General features: G+C 72.6%; 19 protein-coding genes. 12 read left to right on the plus strand and 7 right to left on the minus strand.

Features of this window, described 5'->3' with window-relative positions; all coding sequences use genetic code 11:
• Window positions 1-39: 39 nt before the first annotated feature.
• The 3 genes from VGN18_RS11980 to VGN18_RS11990 all read left to right on the plus strand — a co-directional run bounded on the left by VGN18_RS11980 (window position 40) and on the right by VGN18_RS11990 (window position 1,582).
• Complete coding sequence (locus VGN18_RS11980) at window positions 40-456, plus strand: helix-turn-helix transcriptional regulator (protein ID WP_327539919.1); 417 nt, start codon at window positions 40-42, stop codon at window positions 454-456.
• Window positions 457-559: 103 nt separating this feature from the next.
• Window positions 560-1,165, plus strand: coding sequence for a hypothetical protein (locus VGN18_RS11985; protein ID WP_327539920.1), 606 nt, complete (start codon window positions 560-562; stop codon window positions 1,163-1,165).
• 108 nt (window positions 1,166-1,273) lie between these two features.
• A complete protein-coding gene (locus VGN18_RS11990; protein ID WP_327539921.1) occupies window positions 1,274-1,582 on the plus strand; it encodes a DUF2516 family protein in 309 nt (102 codons plus the stop codon).
• Here VGN18_RS11990 and VGN18_RS11995 read toward each other — a convergent pair.
• A complete protein-coding gene (locus VGN18_RS11995) occupies window positions 1,579-2,172 on the minus strand; it encodes a TetR/AcrR family transcriptional regulator (RefSeq protein ID WP_327539922.1) in 594 nt (197 codons plus the stop codon). The genes VGN18_RS11990 and VGN18_RS11995 overlap by 4 nt on opposite strands.
• Window positions 2,173-2,257: 85 nt before the next feature.
• On the opposite strand from VGN18_RS11995, the gene VGN18_RS12000 reads away from it, so the two are divergent.
• Window positions 2,258-3,580 carry a cytochrome P450 gene (locus VGN18_RS12000; RefSeq protein WP_327539923.1) on the plus strand — a complete coding sequence of 441 codons (1,323 nt, stop codon included), beginning with the start codon at window positions 2,258-2,260 and terminating at the stop codon, window positions 3,578-3,580.
• On the opposite strand, the gene mptB is transcribed toward VGN18_RS12000, so the two are convergent.
• Window positions 3,564-5,030 carry a polyprenol phosphomannose-dependent alpha 1,6 mannosyltransferase MptB gene (mptB, locus tag VGN18_RS12005; RefSeq protein ID WP_327539924.1) on the minus strand — a complete coding sequence of 489 codons (1,467 nt, stop codon included), beginning with the start codon at window positions 5,028-5,030 and terminating at the stop codon, window positions 3,564-3,566. The genes VGN18_RS12000 and mptB overlap by 17 nt on opposite strands.
• A gap of 98 nt (window positions 5,031-5,128) precedes the next feature.
• Between mptB and VGN18_RS12010 the strand changes: the two genes are divergently transcribed.
• Both VGN18_RS12010 and VGN18_RS12015 read left to right on the plus strand, forming a co-directional pair.
• Entirely contained in the window at window positions 5,129-6,031 is a 903-nt protein-coding gene (locus tag VGN18_RS12010) for an undecaprenyl-diphosphate phosphatase (protein WP_327539925.1), read from the plus strand.
• Window positions 6,032-6,137: 106 nt separating this feature from the next.
• Entirely contained in the window at window positions 6,138-6,614 is a 477-nt protein-coding gene (locus VGN18_RS12015; protein ID WP_327539926.1) for a hypothetical protein, read from the plus strand.
• A 5-nt stretch (window positions 6,615-6,619) separates the two neighbouring features.
• Here VGN18_RS12015 and VGN18_RS12020 read toward each other — a convergent pair whose 3' ends face one another.
• The 4 genes from VGN18_RS12020 to VGN18_RS12035 form a co-directional block, all read right to left on the minus strand.
• Window positions 6,620-7,978, minus strand: coding sequence for a HAMP domain-containing sensor histidine kinase (locus VGN18_RS12020; RefSeq protein ID WP_327539927.1), 1,359 nt, complete (start codon window positions 7,976-7,978; stop codon window positions 6,620-6,622).
• Window positions 7,975-8,676, minus strand: coding sequence for a response regulator transcription factor (locus VGN18_RS12025; protein ID WP_327539928.1), 702 nt, complete (start codon window positions 8,674-8,676; stop codon window positions 7,975-7,977). The genes VGN18_RS12020 and VGN18_RS12025 overlap by 4 nt, the downstream gene beginning before the upstream one ends.
• Window positions 8,677-8,791: 115 nt before the next feature.
• Window positions 8,792-10,228: an alpha/beta hydrolase gene (locus VGN18_RS12030; protein WP_327539929.1), complete on the minus strand. Its 1,437-nt coding sequence runs from the start codon at window positions 10,226-10,228 to the stop codon at window positions 8,792-8,794.
• Window positions 10,229-10,302: 74 nt separating this feature from the next.
• Window positions 10,303-11,313 (minus strand): phosphatidylglycerol lysyltransferase domain-containing protein, encoded by a 1,011-nt coding sequence (locus VGN18_RS12035; RefSeq protein WP_327539930.1) that lies wholly within the window; start codon window positions 11,311-11,313, stop codon window positions 10,303-10,305.
• 142 nt (window positions 11,314-11,455) lie between these two features.
• On the opposite strand from VGN18_RS12035, the gene VGN18_RS12040 reads away from it, so the two are divergent.
• The 4 genes from VGN18_RS12040 (at window position 11,456) to VGN18_RS12055 (ending at window position 15,441) form a co-directional block, all read left to right on the plus strand.
• Window positions 11,456-12,154 (plus strand): response regulator transcription factor, encoded by a 699-nt coding sequence (locus tag VGN18_RS12040; protein WP_327539931.1) that lies wholly within the window; start codon window positions 11,456-11,458, stop codon window positions 12,152-12,154.
• Window positions 12,151-13,623, plus strand: a complete 1,473-nt coding sequence (locus VGN18_RS12045; RefSeq protein ID WP_327539932.1) for a sensor histidine kinase — start codon at window positions 12,151-12,153, stop codon at window positions 13,621-13,623. Before VGN18_RS12040 ends, VGN18_RS12045 begins: the two co-directional genes overlap by 4 nt.
• Window positions 13,620-14,591 (plus strand): alpha/beta hydrolase-fold protein, encoded by a 972-nt coding sequence (locus tag VGN18_RS12050; RefSeq protein ID WP_327539933.1) that lies wholly within the window; start codon window positions 13,620-13,622, stop codon window positions 14,589-14,591. Before VGN18_RS12045 ends, VGN18_RS12050 begins: the two co-directional genes overlap by 4 nt.
• Before the next feature lie 85 nt (window positions 14,592-14,676).
• Window positions 14,677-15,441, plus strand: a complete 765-nt coding sequence (locus VGN18_RS12055; RefSeq protein WP_327539934.1) for an SGNH/GDSL hydrolase family protein — start codon at window positions 14,677-14,679, stop codon at window positions 15,439-15,441.
• Here the strand turns inward: VGN18_RS12055 and VGN18_RS12060 are convergent.
• A complete protein-coding gene (locus VGN18_RS12060) occupies window positions 15,380-16,477 on the minus strand; it encodes a cation diffusion facilitator family transporter (RefSeq protein ID WP_327539935.1) in 1,098 nt (365 codons plus the stop codon). The two genes, VGN18_RS12055 and VGN18_RS12060, sit on opposite strands and share 62 nt — an antisense overlap.
• Window positions 16,478-16,555: 78 nt before the next feature.
• Here VGN18_RS12060 and VGN18_RS12065 point away from each other — a divergent pair, with 78 nt between their 5' ends.
• Together VGN18_RS12065 and VGN18_RS12070 are read left to right on the plus strand one after the other, a co-directional pair.
• Complete coding sequence (locus VGN18_RS12065) at window positions 16,556-17,752, plus strand: acyl-CoA dehydrogenase family protein (RefSeq protein WP_327539936.1); 1,197 nt, start codon at window positions 16,556-16,558, stop codon at window positions 17,750-17,752.
• A 15-nt stretch (window positions 17,753-17,767) separates the two neighbouring features.
• On the plus strand, window positions 17,768-18,886 hold the full coding sequence (locus VGN18_RS12070) for an acyl-CoA dehydrogenase family protein (protein ID WP_327539937.1): 1,119 nt from the start codon (window positions 17,768-17,770) through the stop codon (window positions 18,884-18,886).
• The last annotated feature ends 3 nt before the right edge of the window (window positions 18,887-18,889 follow it).

The following is an 18,889-nucleotide window of genomic DNA, read 5'->3' on the forward strand; positions in this document are numbered from 1 at the left end:
TGCTTGCAATAGCTAGCAGTACTCAGTCACACTGGAGGGGTGATAGCCGAGAAGCCGAAGGAGCAGGCCAAGCGCAGCAGCGCCGCCATCGGGGAGTTCATCCGCGATCAGCGCCAGCAGGCGCAGGTGTCGATGCGTCAGCTGGCCCGCCTCGCCGGCGTCTCGAACCCGTATCTGTCGCAGATCGAGCGCGGCCTGCGCAAGCCGAGTGCCGAGATCCTGCAGCAGATCGCCAAGGGGCTGCGCATCTCGGCCGAGCAGCTCTACGTCCATGCCGGCTTCCTCGAGTTCCGCGACGGCAATCAGGAACTCGTCGGGGCGATCCTGGGCGATCAGGATCTCGGTGAGCGGCAGAAGCAGGTGCTGCTGGACATCTACGAATCGTTCCGGCGCGAGAACGCGCAGGCGCGGGCCGAAGCCGGCACCACCGACGTCGAACCCGTGGCCGCCGAGTAGCTCCGAGTACCGCCGCCCGTCCACCGTGCACCACCGACTCGTCACCCACGCAAATCTCAGAGACACACACGTCTCGGACACACACATCTCAGGGGAGAACACCATGTCCATCACCAGCGACCTCCGGTCCTACGCCGACACCGCCGTCAACCAGGGCAAGCAGGCCCTCGAGACCGCGCAGGCCCAGCTGAACGAGGTGTCCGGCACCGCCAACGACGCCTTCGGCAAGTACCGCGCCAACGTCACCGACATCGCCGACAAGGCCGTCGAGGCCACCAGCGAGCTGCGCACCTCGGTCGAGAAGGCGATCAACCTCGAGGCCATCAAGGCCGCGATCGAGCCCTACCTCGCGCAGGCCAAGAGCTACGGCACGCAGGTCACCGACCGCGCCGAGGACCTGTTCTCGGGCATCAAGGGCGACAAGCGCGTCGCCAAGCTGGTCGATGTCTCGGGCGTCGTCGTCGAGACCGTGCAGGAGCGCGTCGTGAAGCCGGTCGTCTCGCTGACCGGCATCGGTGCGAAGCCGGCCGCGAAGAAGTCGACCGCCACCCGCCCCGCCGCGACCAAGCCCGCCACCCCGAAGCCGGCCGCGAAGCCGTCGCCGAAGGCCACCGCGGCCAGCACCACCACCACGAAGGCGACCGCCCCGAAGCCGGCCACCAAGTCCGCGCCGCGCCGCTCGCCGGCCAAGAAGGCCGCCAAGGCCTGATCGCCGAACTTGCGGCGTCCCTTCCGGGGGGAGTGGGATGCCGCTGCGACTCTGCCCCGTCCGTTCCGGACGGGGCAGAGTCATTTCCGAAGTCGGTACCCTTCCGGTGTGGACGCCGTCGATCAGCTCTATTACTGGACCGATCACGTCCTCTACTGGGCGCTCGTCGCGCTGCGCGTCTGGGCGCTGGCCGACTGCGTCAGCCGCAAGAGCGCGGCGTTCACCGCGGTCAACAAGCTGACCAAGCCCGCCTGGGTGGCCATCCTGCTGATCGGTGGTCTGCTCGGCACGCTGTTCAGCTCGCCGCTGGCGCCGAGCGCGGTTGTCTCGGTGTTCTCGCTGATCTCGGTGGTCGCGGCCGCGGTGTACCTGGCCGACGTCCGGCCGGCCGTGCGCGAGATCTCCGGCGGCCGCTAGCCCGTCTGTGTCGGGAACGACGCGAGCAGCACCGCCTGCAACCCGGCCATCAGGTCCTCGGGATCGGGAGCGCCCTCGGGGTCGAGCATCCACTGCACCGCCAGGCCGTCGCAGGCCGCGATGACCAGCGCGGCGACCGCCCGGCTGCGGGGGTCGTCCGGCTTCGTGCCCTCGCCGACGCTGCGGGCCACCAGCTCGGCCACCATCTCGCGGGCCCGCTCGTAGTGCGCGGCGAGCTGGGTGCGCAGCTCCGGCACCCGCATCGCCTGGGCGAGGGCCTCGATGTAGGACTGCAGGATCGGCCGGCGGGCCGGCAACCCGGCCAGCGAGGCGACCCAGGTGGCGCCGGCCCGCTCGAGCGGCGTGGCGTCGGGATCGGACATCGCGAAGTCGGCCAGCTGCGCGCCCCAGTCGTCGAAGGACGCCTCGAGGGCGGCGTTGAGCAGCGCGGCCTTGGAGCCGAAGTGGTAGCCGATGCTCGCCAGGTTGGTGTCGGACGCGGCGACGAGATCGCGCGCGGTGATGTGGGCGTAGCCGCGCTCCTCGAGCAGGCGCCGGGCGGCGGCGAGCAGGTCTTCGCGGTGTCCCACGCCGCCGAGCGTAGCCGCCCCGTCTAGACATATGTCTTATACAAGCGTATATATCGGGGATCCACCGCGACCTCGGGAGACCGCGATGACCCTCATCGACCGCTACGTCACGACCCGCGAGCAGCCGGCCACCGTCGGCCTGCCGCCGGGCCCGAAGCTGCCGGCGGCGCTGCAGACGGTCCTGTTCCTCGTCCTGCGCACCTACACCGCGCCGCGCTGGCAGCGCCGCTACGGCGACGTGTTCTCGGTGCACGTCGCGCCGGCCGGGCGGGGCGTGGTGCTGACCCGGCCCGAGCACATCCGCGAGGTGTTCAACGGCCCGGCCGACACGTTCCACGCCGGCGAGGGCAACGCGATCCTCGGCCCGATCATGGGCGAGCACTCGGTGCTGCTGCTCGACGAGGACCGGCACCGTGAGAGCCGCAAGCGGGTGATGGCCGCGTTCCGCGGCGAGTCGATCACGAGCTACGGCCCGGTGCTCGAACAGCTCGCGGCCGACAACCTGAAATCCTGGCCGGTGGGCGTCCCGTTCGCCGTCCACCCGCACATGAACGACATCAGCCTCGAGGTCATCCTGCGCATCGTCTTCGGCGTCACCGACGACGCGCGGCTGGCCGAGATGCGCCCGCTGCTGCAACGCCTCGTCCGCATCGGCCCGATGATCTTCGTCGGGTGGATGTACCCGGGGTTGCAGAAGGTCGGGCCGTGGCGTCGCTTCGCCAGGCTCAAGATGCACGTGGACGAGCTGATCTACGCCGAGATCGCCGAGCGGCGCACCGTCGCCGACCTCGACGGGCGTACGGACGTGCTGTCCAAGCTGCTCGTGGCCGATGCGTCGCAGTCGGACGAGGAGTTGCGCGACCACCTGATCACCCTGCTGCTCGCCGGTCACGAGACCACCGCCTCGACGCTGGCCTGGACGTTCCACGACCTGGCCCGGCGCCCCGAGCTGCTGGCGCGGGTGCAGCGGGCGGCCGACGAGAACGACGAGGTCTACCTCGAGGCCGTCATCAAGGAGGCGATGCGGCTGCGCCCGGTGATCGGCAGTGTGGCCCGGAGGCTGGCTAAGCCGGTCACCGTCGCGGGCTACGACCTGCCCGCCGGCGTCGTCGTGTTCCCGTCGATCCAGCTCGTGCAGCAGCGGGCCGACGTCTTCGACGCACCCCAGGAATTCCGGCCCGAGCGCTTTCTCGGGCAGAACCCGCCCCCGGCGACCTGGATCCCGTTCGGCGGCGGCATCCGGCGCTGCCTCGGCGCGGCGCTGGCCACCGTCGAGGCCGTTGCGGTGCTGAAGGCGGTGCTGCAGCGCGTCGACATCGCGCCCGCCGGCGGGGAGGAGATGTCGCGGACGCGCAACATCACCACGGTGCCGGCGCGCGGCGCCCGCGTCGTCACCTTCCCGCGCTGATCGCCACCCGCGCGTCGCGGCGGTGCCCGACCACGAGCACGCCCGCGACCACACCGGCGACGAGCACCAGGGCGACGCCGGTGATCGCGTCGGACACGCCGCCGGAGAAGCCCGGTGGCGTGAGCAGGCAGCCGGTCACGCACAGCGCGATCACCGCGGTGCGCCGCGGGCCGGTGGCGACGGGGGCCAGGCAGAGCGTCCCCCAGAGCAGGTACCACGGGTTCAGCACCGGGGCGAGCAGGCCGATCGTCAGCAGCGCGTACCCGGCCGTGCGCTCGACCGCGCGCTGCCGGGCGGTGACGAGCAGGTAGCCGATCGCGCAGGCCGCCGCCGCGAGCGCGGTGATGCGCCCGCCGGCGGCGAGATCGTCGAACGAGGCGTCCTGGACGATCGGCGAGAGCATCCGGCCGATGGCGCCGGCGATCGTGAACGGCGGGTGGGCCGAGAACTGCTTGCCGATGGCCGGCACCCAGCCGAACCCGCCGGGCTGACCGACGGCGGCCGCCAGGGTGATGCCCGCGGCGACGAGCACGTCTCGACCGAGCCGGCGCCACCCGCCGGAGCGGCGCCCCAGGCGGTGCGCGACGACGATGACCAGGACGACGACGAACGCCTGGCCGGTGATCGCGGCCGCGACCGAGGCCAGCGCCACCGCGCGTAGCCAGCGCCGCTGGTTGGCCGCAACGAGGGCGGCGAGCACCAGGGCGAGCATCGTCCCCTCGAGGTGGGGCGACGACACGACGTACAGCAGCACCAGCGGGTTCAGCGCGGTCAGACTCACCGCCTCGGCCCGGCGGCTGCCGGCGAGTTCGGCGGCGAGGCGTCCGATCATGATCGCGGCGACGACGCCGAGCGCGCGCAGCACGAGCACCGCGCCGAGCGCGCTGCCACTGCTGATCGACACCGACAGGTGCTGCAGCATCGTGCCCAGCGGCCCGGCCGAGCTCGGGGTGCCGCGCGCGCCGGGGTCGATCGCCGCGACGAGGTGGGCCCGGCCGAGATCGGACGGCGAGTCGACGTACGGGTCGCGGCCGGCGCGCTGCAACAGCCCGTAGGCGGCGTAGCTGTAGACGCTGGTGTCGAGCAGCGGCGGCCCGATGGCGAACGGTGCCAGCCAGACCAGGCCGACCATCCACACGCGGCTCTCCGGCTGGCGCGTGCGGCGGACGAGCTCGACCACGAGCAACCAGAGCAGCAGCAGCGCGACGAGCGCCGCGAGCATCACCGTGCCGGGCAGGCTGTCACCGGCGCGGGCCCCGCGCGGGTTCTCCAGGCCGAGCCAGGTGGTGAGCCCACGGGTCGCGCGGGCGGCGCCGACCCGGGCACCGGCGACGACGACGGCGCTCGAGGTCACGAAGCCGAGCCCGGCGAGGTAGGGCATCGGCTGGTCGCGCACGCGCCGACGCGCCACGTCCAGACCGTGGAGCGCCTTCTCGGCCAGATCGTTCATTGCGGCGATATGTTCATGGCTGCCTGACATTATGAGGCCCAGCGAGACGGCCGTCCCGGCCGGCGGTCGCGGCCTGGGGTGGGACGACGGGAGAGTGCGTGTCGCTCGAGCTGGGCTGGTTGGAGGCCGTGGGCACGGGGCTGCTCCAGGGTGTCGCGTCGGTGTTCCCGATCAGCGGGCTCGGGCATGCCGTCGTCGTCGGCGCGATCGGTAACGGCGTCGGCCGGGACATCGCCCCGACCAACGCGCGCTACCTGTTCGCGCTGCTGCGCGTGGCCGTCGCCGTCGGCCTGTTCGCCTACTTCTGGCGTGACTGGGTGCGCTTCGCCGCCGGGCTCGTGCGCTCGGTCCGGCGGCCGCGGCGGCGTCGCGAGGACGACCTGTGGGTGCCGCTGATCCTGCTCGCGACCGTCCCGGGCTGCGTCGCCGTCGCCGTGCTCGTGCCCCGGGCGCGGTCACTGCTGACCCATCCCGTGCCGGCCGCGCTCGGCCTGCTCGGCAACGGCGTGGTGCTCGCCGGGGTGTGGTTCTGGTGGCGCCGGTCGCCCCGTTCGGGCGGGCGTTCGGGTTCGCACCGGGCCCGCATCACGCGCACCGAGGAGAGCCGGTCGTTCGCGGTCGAGGTGGCCCAGGGCGTGCGGCCGTTCCAGGCGGTCCTGCTCGGCCTGTTGCCCGTCGCCGCGCTCGTCCCGGGCATCTCGGGGGTCGGGCTGGCGCTCACCGCCTGCGTGCTGTGGGGCATGACCCACGAGCAGGCCGTGCGCATCACCCTCATCGTGATATCGCCGCTGCTGCTGGTCTGGGGCCTGCGCGAGCTGCCCGATGTCACCGGCCGCGCGTTCGACGCCGTGCGCGGGCAGGCGCTGCTCGCCGGAGTGGTCGCGCTGGTCGCGGCCTATCTCGCCGCCGCCCTGCTGTCGCGGGCGTTCCGGCGCGATTCGCTCGGCGTGTTCGGGGCGTACTGCGTGCTGGCCGGCGGGATCGCGGCCGTCCTGATCTAGACGTCCCGGTCCCCGAACACGATCCGAACACGAATCCGTCGCATCGTGAACATCGGCGGATGACAGTGGAGGGCGTCGATCAGTTCGCAACCACGAGGAGCACACCTTGATATACCGCAGAGTCCTCACCGCCGGCGCGACCGCCGCGGTGATCGTCGGGGCCGGTACCGCCGCGCTGGCCACCACCAGTTCCGACACGACGGCCGGCACGCCGACCACGTCGTCGAGCGCGCCGGCGACACCGGGTCACGCCGGGAAGGCGAAGCGGGGCGGCGAGGGCAAGCTGCTGCGCCGCGCCGTCCACGCCCAGATCGTCACGAAGGGCAAGGACGGCTCGTTCGTCACGCACGACCTGATCACCGGCACGGTGACGGCGGTGTCGGCCACCTCGATCACCGTCCAGGCCGCGGACAAGACGAGTGAGACCTTCGTCGTGAACGCGGACACCAAGGTGCGGCTCCGCACAAACGGCAAGGGCGCTCCGTCGACCATCGACAAGGTGGCGCAGGGCGACACCGTGCTCGTGACCGGCACCGGCACGGCGACGATGACGGCGAAGCACATCGTCGACCGCGGCAAGTAAGCCGATCAGGCAGCGGGGAGGCGCACGGTGAACCGGGCGCCTCCCTCGCTCGCGTGTCCGGCCTCGACGTGCCCGCCCAGCCGGGTGACGAGCCCGTGCACGATGGCCAGCCCGAGACCCGTCCCGACCTGACGCACCCCGCGGTAGCGCTGGAACAGCGCGCCCTGCTCGAACGCGACGGGCAGGTCGGCATCGGTCAGCCCGGGGCCGCCGTCGCGGACCTCGGTGACGACCGTGCCCCGCTCGGGCCGCGCGGCCAGCACGATCGGAGCCCCGGCCGGGGTCACCCGCAGCGCGTTCTCGAACAGGCCGTCCAGCACCTGACGCAGCCGGGCGGCATCGGTGCGGGCCCACAGCGGCGAGACCGGCCGCTCGACCCGGAAGGTGACGCCCGCCGCCGCGCAGCGGGTCGACCACACGCGGGCGGCGGCGTCGACCACGCCGGCGACGTCGACCATCGCGAGATCGAGCCGGAAGTCGTGCGCGCCGAGGCGAGCGAGGTCGAGCAGGTCGCCGACGAGCCGCTCGAGGCGACGTGCCTCGCCGAGCATGACCTCGCCGACGTGCGCGGTGTCATCCGGGGGCACGACGCCGCCGGCCAGCGATTCGGCGAAACCGGAGAGCGAGGTGAGCGGCGTGCGCAGGTCGTGCGAGACGGAGAGCAGGAACTCGCGCTGCCGGGCCTCGGAATGGCGCAGCGCGCCGGCGAGCGAGTTCACCGCCTCGCTGACCGCGACGACCTCGGCGGGTCCCTGGGCCGGCAGCGTGACATCCCGGTTGCCGGCGGCGAGCGAGTGAGCGGCCGCGGCGGTGCGCCGCAGCGGGCGGGCCAGCCGGGCCGCGACGAGCAGCCCGATGCCGGCGGCGAGCGCCCCCGCGATCAGCAGCGCGATGACCAGGCGGCGGATCGCCCGCTCGTTGGGCGCGACCGCATCGGCGCGGCGCTGCACGATGACGATGCCGCCCGCGCCGGCCGGGCGGGCCTCGACGAGCACCGGCGCGCCGCCGACGCTGCGGACGGCCGAGACCGTGCCGCCGGCCAGCACGGTGCGGATGTCGGCGATGGTCACGGCGCGGCGCACCAGCGGGTAGGTCGTCGCGATCCCCCCTCCCGGCCGGATGACGCCGCTGCGCACGTTGAGCCCCTGCAGCGCCTTGCGCAGGCGCTGGAGCGGGGCGGTGCCCGAACCTGCGTCCGTGGCGACCGACTGGCTGACGTCGGCAAGCCGGGCGAGCGTCGCCTGCGCCGTGCTCGTGCTCGAACTGCGGATCAGCCCGGTGGCCAGCGCGCCGGCGATGAGGGCGGTGACGACGGCGATGCCGACGCTCAGCAGCGAGATCCGCGTCGCGAGCGTCGACCTCATGCGCCGCCCTCCGCGGCGTAGCCGACGCCACGGACGGTGCGGATCGGGCTGGCCCCGCCGAGCTTGGCCCGCAGTTGGGCGACGTGCACGTCGACGGTGCGGGTTCCGGCCACCGACGAGTAGCCCCACACCTCGCTCAGCAGCTGCTCGCGGGTGAAGACGCGCCCGGGCCGGCGCATGAGGTGGGCGAGCAGGTCGAACTCGGTGGCGGTGAGCGCGAGCTCGTCGTCGCCGGCGAACACGCGGTGCTGCGTCGCGTCGAGGGTCACCGCGCCGACCGTCTGCGGCGCCGCGTCGGGCACCCCGTGCGTGCGGCGCAGCACGCCACCGACGCGGGCCACGAGCTCGCGCGGCGAGAAGGGTTTGGTCACGTAGTCGTCGGCGCCCAGCTCGAGGCCGACGATGCGGTCGACCTCGTCGTCGCGCGCGGTGACGAACAGGACGGGCGTCCAGTCCTGGGCCGCGCGCAGGGTCCGGCAGATCTCGATGCCGTCCAGGCCGGGCAGCCCGACGTCGAGGATGATCGCCGCCGGTCGCAGCCGTCGCACCGTGTCGAGGGCGCGGGCGCCGTCGGACTCGAGGTGCACGCCGTAGCCGGACTGCGCGAGGTTGAGGCGGATGAGTTCGGCAATCGCCGGCTCGTCCTCGACGACGAGGATCAGGCCGCGCGGCCGGTTGTCCCTGGGGGCGGTCGACACGTCCGAACTGTAGTGGCGGGCCGGGGTCGGGCGGGTCTCGTCCGCATCAGAATCGTGTCAGGGATCGGTCGCGTCCGACCCTGACCGGCGCGCGGAACGGGGAAGCGCGCGCCGATCAGTGGCCGGACGCCGGCAGGATCGTCCGGAAGCAGGCGGCGAAGGCCGGGCGCCACACCGACCACGCGTGGTCGCCGGGGTACCCCACTACCGTCACCTGCCGGCCCGCTCTGCGCAGCGCGGCGGAGTAGCGGGCGGCCTCGCCCGCCGTTCGGGTGTCACCGCGTCCGTAGGCCAGGAAGACCGTGTGCGGGGCGCGGCCGAGATGCGCGATCGGGCTGTCGACGTTGCGCACGGCCTGGCTCGTCCCGTGCGGGAACGGCACCGAGTACGCGGTGTAGTACCCGGACAGCCCGCAGACGGCGTGCACCGGTCGGGTGTCGACGAGCGGCAGGTAGGCCGCTGCGAACCCGCCCGACGAGAGACCGGCGTAACTCCACGACGAGTTGATCCGGAAATTCTTCGCCATCCAGGGACGCAGGTCGTTGGTCGCGGCCGTACCCATCTTCTGGCTCGGGATGTTCGCGAACCAGCTGTCGGTGTGCTGCGGGCCGTTGCCGTCCGGGATGACCGCGATGAACGGCGCGACACCGGACTCGAGGGCCGTGTTCTGGAGCTGGCCGAGGGAGAACATGTCGTCCGGACGGCCGGGGTAGCCGTGCAGCAGCTCGACCACGGGGTAGTGGTTGTGCGTGCTGTCGTAGCCCGGGGGCAGCAGGATCAGCACCCGCCGCTGACCGCCGAGCGAGGGTGTCGGGTAGAACGTGTCGACCACGCGCTGCGGGCTCAGCGCCACGCCGTTGGCGCCGTACTGCACGGCGGCGGCCGGGAAGATCCAGGCGCAGCCGAGCAGGCCGATGGCGACGAGGGCGCCGAACCCGCCGAGCTGGGTCACGCGCCGGCGCAGCGGGGCGGTCGCCCGCTGCCGGGCGCGGCCCCACCAGCGACCGAGGCCGAGGCCGACGGGGAAGATCAGCAGGTGCTCCCAGTCGGCGATGCGGTGGTGCACGATCAGCCCGCCGACGAGGAACAGCACCAGCCCGGTGGTGAACCACTTGTTCCGGGCGATGCCGGCGACCCCGCCGGAGCAGCACGCGATCAGCGCGGACGAACCGATGTCGAGGGTGCCGAGTCGCGTCTCGGCCCAGGTGCTGCCCATCAGCACGAGCAGCCCGAGGCCGGCGCTGACCAGGGCCGGGCCGAGCACGGCGGCGACGATGGACAGCGCGATCGCTCGCAGGTGGCCGGCGATCACCTCGTAGGTGCCGACCGCGAACAGCAGGCTCAGGCAGATGCTGACCACCATGAAGATGTTGTAGGTCAGCAGGGTCGACGTCGCGAGGAGCCGCAGGTGGCCCTGGACGAGCGCCCGCGGCGAGTAGGCGTCGGCGTCGAACAGCAGCGGCGGCAGCTTGCCACCCGGGTCGAGCCGCAGGTAGGTGACGATCTCGCAGACGATCAGCGCGATGGTGAACAGCGGCGGCCGGGCCCGCACCGCGGCGGCCGCCGTCCGGAGATCACCGGGCAGGCGCCGGCGCAGGACGCGGGCGGCCTCGCGGGCGCGGTCGCTCAGCGGTTGGGGCGCAGGGCCCGGCCCAGGCCGCCCGGGCAGTACGCCCGGCCCACTGCCATGAGGGCGAACAAGCGCTGTCTCGCTGCCGGCACGGCCAGCCATCGGGTCTCCCATCGTGGAGCGAACTTCTGCTTGTAGGCGCGCAGGCTGCGCGTCGGGTACACGCGCTCGGCGAGGTCGCCGTGGCCACGGGGCACGCTGGCCAGGCTGGCGAGGCTCAGGCCGGCGTCGCGGTAGTTCTCGAGGACGGTCGCCATCAGCCCGTCCATCGCCGGGTTGGGCGCGTCGGGCCGGCGACGCATCACGTCGAGCACCCGCCCCTGGCCGCCGAGGTAGTGCCGCCACGTGCACCACGCCTGAACCCGGTCGGAGGCGTCGACGGTCACCCAGAGATCGGCGGAGTGGTCGTGCACCTGGTCCGACACCTCCTCGTAGCGTGAGAGCGTGAAACCCATCTCGCCCCCGCGCTTCGTGCGCAGCCATTCGCGCGAGATCTCCTCGATCTGCGGGGCGTCGCGCTCGTCGAACGGCCGCACGACCAGTCCGGCGCGCCGCGCCGAGGTCGTCGAGTGGCGGATGTTCGCCCGCTTCGAGCCGGCGAGGCTGAACGAGGCCAGGTCGATGACGGCCTCGTCGGCGATCTCGGTCACGTCGAACCCGCGCCGGCGCAGCGGCTCGACGTCGGCCACGGCGAGGAACGCCGGGCGCAAGCGGCGGGAGCGCAGCACGTCGAGGTACTCGTCGAGCGCCTCCTCGGTCCAGTGCTCCGGGGCGACGACATCGCCCGGCGTGACGGCCCAGCGGCCGCGGCGGGCGTACCCGCTGAGCCCGGCGCCACCGACCAGTTCGACGGTCTCGACGTCCGGGCTGGCCAGGAACGGGGCCACTCCCGTACGCCCGTGCTCAGCGGCCAACCGGGCGCGCTCGCGGCTGCTCCGAACGATCTCGAGCCGGCGGCGTATCTCGGTGGTGTCGGCCGGACTGAATCCGGCAAGATCGAGGGACATCGCAGCTCCGTTCGCCTCGCACCGCCCGGGTCGGGCGGTACGAGATAACGGTGGAAGATCGAAGATGTAAGGAATGTGTACGTCTCAGCGTGTCCTGGGCCTCACAGGGGCCCCACAACGCTCAGGACTTACCTTGCGACCCGTGCGGGTACTGGTGGTCGAGGACGACGCCCGGACGGCGAGCATGCTCCGGCGCGGGCTCACCGAGGACGGCTATTCCGTCGAGGTCTCCGGTGACGGCCTCGATGCGGTCTGGCGCGCGTGCGAGAACACCTACGACGCGATCGTCCTCGACCTGATGCTGCCGGGTATCGACGGTTTCGAGGTGTGCCGGCGGCTGCGGGCCGCCGAGCGCTGGGCCCCGATCCTGATGCTTACCGCCCGCGCCGACCTCCCGGACCGGGTCCGGGGCCTGGACGGCGGCGCCGACGACTACCTCGCCAAGCCGTTCAGCTTCGAGGAGCTGTCCGCCCGGCTGCGGGCGCTCGTCCGGCGCGGCGCCCCCGCCCGCCCGACCGTGCTCGAGGCCGGGTCGCTGCGGCTGGACCCGGCGACGCGGCAGGCATGGCGGGGGACGGTCGCGCTGGAGCTGTCGACGAAGGAGCTGGCGCTGCTCGAACTGCTGCTGCGCCGGCCCGACGAGGTGCTGAGCCGCACGTTCATCCTCGATCACGCGTGGGATTCGAGCTACGACGTGTCGAGCAACGTCGTCGACCAGTACGTGAGCGCCCTGCGCCGCAAGATCGACCGGCCGTTCGGGGTGGACCAACTCGAGACCGTCCGGGGGGCGGGGTACCGGCTGCGGAGCACACCCGTCCCGGCCGACGGCGACGCGTCATGACCATCCGGCTGCGGCTCGCGCTGGTGTTCGTGGTTGCGACCCTGGCCATGCTGGGGCTCTCGGAGTTCGTGTTCGTGCGCAGCCTCGAGTCCAATCTGGAGCGCGACCTGAACACGACCCTCGAGGCCCGCGCGAGCACGATCATCGCCACCGTGGAGGGGCGGTCGCTCACCTCGACCGATGTCCGGCGCGCGCCGATCCGCCTGAACCCCATCAACGGCGTCGTCGCCCAACTCGTCGACGTCCATGGCATCGTGCTCGACAGCACCCGGGCCACCCGGATCGACCGGCTGGTCTCGCCGTCGGTCGCCGCGGTGGCCCAGCGCAAGCCGGTCTTCGTCGACGAGGACGTGCACCTGAGCGCGAGCGACGAGACCGACGCCGACGCCGGGAGCACCGTGGCCATGCGCGTCTACGCCCGCCGGGCCGGATCGTCCGACATCATCGTCGCGGTCGGCATCGCCCGGACCGAGGTCGACACGGCGGCCGGGCGCGCCCGGCAGCAGCTCGTCATCTTCGGTTCGGTCGTGCTCGTGCTCTCCGGTCTCGGTGCGTGGCTGCTGATCCGTGCCGCGCTGCGACCGGTCGAGCGGATGCGCCGGGAGGCGGCGAATCTGCACGAGCGCAACGCCGGTGCCGGCGTGCGCGTGCCGGACACCCGCGACGAGATCGCCCGGCTCGGGCACACGCTGAACCGTCTGCTCGCCCGCCTGCAGCAGGCGGTGGCCCGCGAGCGCGAGTTCGTCGCCGATGCCGGACACGAGCTGCGCACGCCGCTGACGGTGCTCAAGGGCGAGCTCGAGTTGGCCCGGCGGCCCGGGCGCACGCGCGAGCAGCTGGCCGAGACCATCGAGGTGGCGGCGCAGGAGACCGACCGCCTGGTGCGGCTCACCGACGACCTGCTGCGCATCGGCCGGTCACGCGAGACCGACGCGCCCGCGCACGCCAGTTTCGACGTCGCCGCGGTGGTGCGTTCGGCCGCACGGGCGCTGACCCCCACCGCGGCGGCGCAGCGGGTGACGATCGTGGTCCCGGCCGAGGCGACCGAGGTGTCCGCCGACGGTGACGCCGAGGCGATCCGCCAGGCCGTCGACAACCTGCTGTCCAACGCGATCCGCCACTCGCCGCCGGCCTCGTCGATCACGGTCGAGGTGGACGACGACGACGCGGACGTCCGGATCGCCGTATCCGACGAGGGGCCGGGCTTCCCGCAGGCGTTCCTGCCGGTCGCGTTCGAGCGCTTCAGCCGGGCCGACGAGGCCCGCGGGCGGGATGCCGAGGCCGGCCCGGACCAACCGGTCGGCAGCGGCCTCGGCCTGGCCATCGTCCGCTCGATCATGACCGCCCACCACGGCACGGCGTCGATCGGTACGCGCGCCGACGGGCGTACCGAAGTGGTGCTGCGCTGGCCGCGCACCGACCCGACCCGGGCCACCCCGACCCCGGTCCCCACCAAGGGAGCCCGATGAAACCCACTTCGACCCTGACCCCCCGACGGGCGCTCGCCGCGGCCACCGCCGGCCTCGCGCTCACCCTCGCGGCCTGCACGGCGTCCGCGGCGTCGAGGCCGGCCGGTAGCACCGCGACGGCACGAAGGGTGGCGTCGTCTTCGACCGCGTCGACCACGTCGGAGCGGACGGCAACGGCGCGGGTGACCGTCACCCCGATCGTCATCCCGGCCGCGGACCGCAGCCTGGCCGCCGCGCACCATTTCCGGCTGGTGAGCACGATCTACTGGTCGCCGGCGTTGCGTCTCGAGCGGCGCCTGATCGTCATGCTGCCCGACGCGTACTACCGCCGGGCGACGAGTCGGTTCCCCGTCGTCGAGATGCTGCACGGCCACCCGGGCAGCCCGCTCGACCTGTTCACCCGGACCAAGGGCGATGTCGCGGAGACAGCGGCCGGGCCCGGCATCGGCCCCTTCATCGGCCTGATGCCCGACGGCAGCGGCCCGCTCATCGATGACAGCTGGTGGGCGAACATCCCCGGCCAGGCGATGGGGACGGCGGTGACCCAGGACCTGCGTCGCTGGGCCGCGGCCCACCTGCGCATTTCCGACCGCTGGACCTACGCCGGGCTGTCGACCGGGGGCTACGCGGCGGGCTACCTGCCGACGTTGCCCCAGGCGCCGGTGTACGGCGAGTGCGGGCTCTCCGGGTTCTACGACTCGCGCATGCCGCCGATACCGCAGAACTACACCGCGTCGCAGCGGATCCCGTACACCCCCGAGCTGCACGCGGCGGATGCCCCGCCCGTCGTGCTGCTGGTCTACGGCACGACCGATACCCAGACGCGCACGCAGACGCTGGCCTACATCGCGGCCCTGCGCCGCGCCGGGCACCCCTACGTCCTGCGGACCTACCCGGGCGGCCACCAGTGGCGGGTGTGGCATCCCGGCTTCGCCGAGTGCCTGCGGCTGGTCGTCCCGGCGGCGTAAGTCCGGTCGTCCCGGCGGCTTGGAGCTTGCTCAGGCGAGGGTCGCCGGGTGAGGCTGTAACCACCCGACCTCCCTGGAGCCCTGCATGGTGTCGATCCCGGCCGCGCCGCCCCGCCGGCCGGGCGCACGGCTGCGGCGGGCGCGGCCGGTCGTCGCGGCGGCCGGCGTGCTCGGGGTCCTCGGCCTGGGCGGGGCGGCCCCCCCGCCGCCTCCTCCTCCGGTCGCGGCGGCCGCGGCCGTCGAGATCGCGGTGATCGGCGATTCGCTGAGCACCGGTGCCATGACACCGGGCGACGCGTGGACCGACGAGGCGCTGCCCATGCTCGATCGCGACGGCCGGGAGGTGTACTTCGTCAACGCAGCGGAGAACGGTGCCGGGTACGTCGCCCGCGGGAGTTACGGCGACACCTTCGCCGACGAGGTCGATCACGTGGTGTCGCCGAGAACCCGCATCGTGATCGTCTTCGGCTCGGACAACGACCTCGGCCAGCCGCAGGTCGGCCAGGCTGCGATCCAGACGCTGTCGCGGGTGCGGGCCCTCGCCCCGTCGGCGCGGGTCATCGTGGTGGGGCCGCCCGCACCGCCGGCGCAGTCGCGGTCGCAGTTGCAGCCGCTGTCGGACGCGCTGCACACTGCGGCGACGGCGTTCGCGGCGTCCTTCGTCGACGCTCTGGCGTTGCGGTGGTTCCAGTCGGCCGCGTCGGTCTACGTGGGATCCGACGGCGAGCATCCGGACCGCAGCGGCGAGGCCTACCTCGCTCGGAACATGGCCGACATCGTGCAGCCGGTCATCGCCCGTCTGACGACCGCGCCGGCCCGGGTGCAGGCGAGTGGGCGCCGACCGGGCTGACGTGGATCGTCGCGGCCGTGAGCCGCCGGACGTGCACCAGCAGGTGCTCCTCGGCGTGGTGCGCGAGGTCGTGTGCCGCGCTGACGGTGAGCGAGTCGTCGACGGTCACGTCGGCCTCGGCCCGCAGCGTGTGCCCGATCCAGCGGATGCGCAGGTCGCGGACGGCGTCGATGCCGTCGACCGTGCCGATGGCGGCGACGGCCTGGTCCACGAGCGCGGGGTCGACGGCGTCCATGAGGCGGGCGCCGACCTGGCTGACCGCCGAGCGCAGCACGCCGAGGATCGCGACGGTGATGACCAGGCCGATGACCGGGTCGGCCCAGCGCCAGCCGAGCGCGACCCCGCCGGCGCCGAACAGCACGGCCAGGCTGGTGAACCCGTCGGTGCGCGCGTGCAGGCCGTCGGCGACGAGCGCGGCCGAGCCGATCTGCCGCCCGACCCGGATGCGGTACCGGGCGACGGTCTCGTTGCCGAGGAAGCCGACGACCGCCGCGCCGGCCACGGCCCACAGGTGCGTCACGGCCCGCGGATGGATCAGCCGCTCGATGGCGGCGTAGGCGGCGAGCCCGCTCGACAGCGCGATCATGGCGACGACGAAGAGGCCGCCGAGATCCTCGGCCCGGCCGTAGCCGTAGGTGTAGCGCTTGGTCGGGGCGCGCCGCGCGAGGGTGAAGGCCACCAGCAGCGGGACGGCGGTCAACGCGTCGGCGAAGTTGTGCAGCGTGTCGCCGAGCAGGGCGACCGAGCCCGAGAGCACGACGACGACGGCCTGGATCGCCGCCGTGACGGCCAGCCCGACGAGGCTGATGACGAGGGCGCGCCGACCGGCGGCATCGGCCTCCAGGGCGTCGTCGATCTGGTCGGCCGTGTCGTGCGAGTGACCGCCGACGAGCTCGGACAGCGCGTGCCGCAGCCGGCCGAGACCCGTGCTCGGGTGGTCGTGGTCGTGATCGTGGTGGTGCCCGCCGTGATGGTCGTCGTGATCGTCGTGGTCGTGCGTGGGCCCGGCATCGTCGCGCTCGCGCAGGTGGGACATGGGGGTCAGGGTAGAGCGGAGCCGCGGCGGAGGGCATGCTGGCACTACCGGTTACCGACAGGTAGGAGCAGCGCCGAGATGGACATCGCCCTGAGCAAGGAGGAGCGCGCGTTCGCCGAGCGCATGCGCACGTTCTTCACCACCGAGATCCCGGCTGACATCCGGTCGCGCCTGGCCCGTGGCGAGCATGCGACGCGCGAGGACATCGTGACCTCGCAGCGGATCATGAACGAGCACGGCCTGGCCGTTCCCCACTGGCCGACCGAGTGGGGCGGCCAGGGGTGGACTCCGGTGCAGCGCCACCTGCACGCCGAGGAGATGCTGCTCGCGCACGTGCCGCCGCCGCTCGCGTTCAACACACAGATGGTCGGCCCGGTGATCGCGACCTTCGGCAGCCAGGAGATCAAGGAACGCTTCCTGCCCAAGACGGCGAACCTCGACATCTGGTGGTGCCAGGGCTTCTCCGAGCCGAACGCCGGTTCGGACCTCGCCTCGCTGAAGACCACCGCCGTCCGCGAGGGCGACGAGTACGTCGTCAACGGCCAGAAGACGTGGACGACGCTCGGCCAGTGGGCCGACTGGATCTTCTGCCTCGTGCGCACCGACCCTGACGCCAAGAAGCAGCGCGGCATCTCGTTCCTGCTCATCGACATGGCCACGCCCGGCGTCACCGTCCGCCCGATCCAGCTGATCGACGGCGGCCACGAGGTCAACGAGGTCTTCTTCGAGAACGTGCGGGTGCCGGCCGAGAACCTCGTCGGCCAGGAGAACGCGGGCTGGGACTACGCCAAGTTCCTGCTCGGCAACGAGCGCACCGGCGTCGTCGCGGTCGGGCAGACCAAGGCCCGCATCAAGCGCATCAAGCGCATCGCGGCCGAGACCAAGGTCGGTGACCGGACGCTGCTCGACGACCCGCTGTTCCGGGCGAAGCTGACCCGCCTCGAGGTCGAGGTCACCGCCATCGAGATGTCGGTGCTGCGCGTGCTCGACGCCGAGGGTCGCACCGGGTCGGGCAAGCCCGACCCGGTGTCGTCCGTGCTCAAGCTCAAGGGTTCGGAGTTGCAGCAGGAGGCCACCGAGCTGCTCGTCGACGTGCTCGGCCCGGCCGCGCTCGGCTACCGCGAGACCGCCGACGTCCCGGACGGCTTCGCCGAGCTGCGTGACGGCGCGGTCGACGCTCTGCCGACGTACTTCAACTGGCGCAAGGCCTCGATCTACAGCGGCTCGAACGAGGTCCAGCGCACCATCATCGCCAAAGCCATCCTGAAGTTCTGAGGGGAAGACGCAACCGTGGAACTCGATCTGACCGACGAACAGCGGATGCTCGCCGATGCGGTGAAGTCCCTGCTGGACAAGCGATACGACGCCAACGCCCGCCTCGCGCTGCTGCAGTCCGACGAGGGCTGGAGCCGTGATCTCTGGAAGCAGTACGCCGAGCTCGGCCTGCTCGGGCTGACCTTCGACGAGCAGTACGGCGGTGCCGGCATGGGCGTCGGCGAGCTGGCCGTGGTGATGGAGCAGTTCGGCCGCGCGCTCGTGCTCGAACCCTTCGTCGCCACGGTGGTGCTGGGCGGCCAGCTCGTCGCCGCGGCCGGCACGCCGGAGCAGAAGGCCGCGATCCTGCCCGGCGTGGCCGGCGGCGAGCGGCTGCTGGCGTTCGCGGCCACCGAGGCGAATTCGCGCTGGTCGCTGACCGACCTCGAGACCACCGCGACGCAGTCGAGCGGGTCGTGGACGGTGTCGGGCGAGAAGATCGCGGTGCTCGGCGGCGATGTCGCCGACACCTTCATCGTGACGGCGAGGACGGGCGACGGCTCGATCGGGCTGTTCCTCGTGAGCGGCGACGCCGTCGCGCGCGACGCGTACAAGCAGCAGGACGGTCTCGGGGGCGCCGACGTCCTGTTCACCGACGCCGCGGCCGAGCCGCTGGGCAGCGTGGCCGACGCTCTCGGCCACGTCGAGTCGGTGCTCGACGTCGCCACGGCGGTCCTCTGCTCCGAGGCCGTGGGCGCGATGGACCGCATGCTGTGGCTGACCGTCGACTACCTGAAGACCCGGCAGCAGTTCGGCCAGCCGATCTCGGTGTTCCAGGCGCTGCAGTTCCGCGCGGCCGACATGTTCGTGTCGCTGGAGCAGGCGCGCAGCATGGCCCTCATGGCCCGGCTGGCGCTGGCCGACGACGACATCGCCGGGCGCCGTCGCGCGGTGCAGGCGGCCAAGATCCAGGTCGACGGGTCGTCGCGGCACGTGGGTCAGGAGGCGATCCAGCTGCACGGTGGCATCGGGATGACGATGGAGTACCCGGTGGGCCACTACGTGAAGCGCACCGCCGTCATCGCCAAGACCTTCGCCGACACCGACACGCTCGTCGAGGCCGTCGGCGCCGGTGGCGGGCTGATCGGCGACTGAGGC

It is taken from the genome of Jatrophihabitans sp. (genome assembly GCF_036000465.1).
GTDB lineage: Bacteria > Actinomycetota > Actinomycetes > Mycobacteriales > Jatrophihabitantaceae > Jatrophihabitans.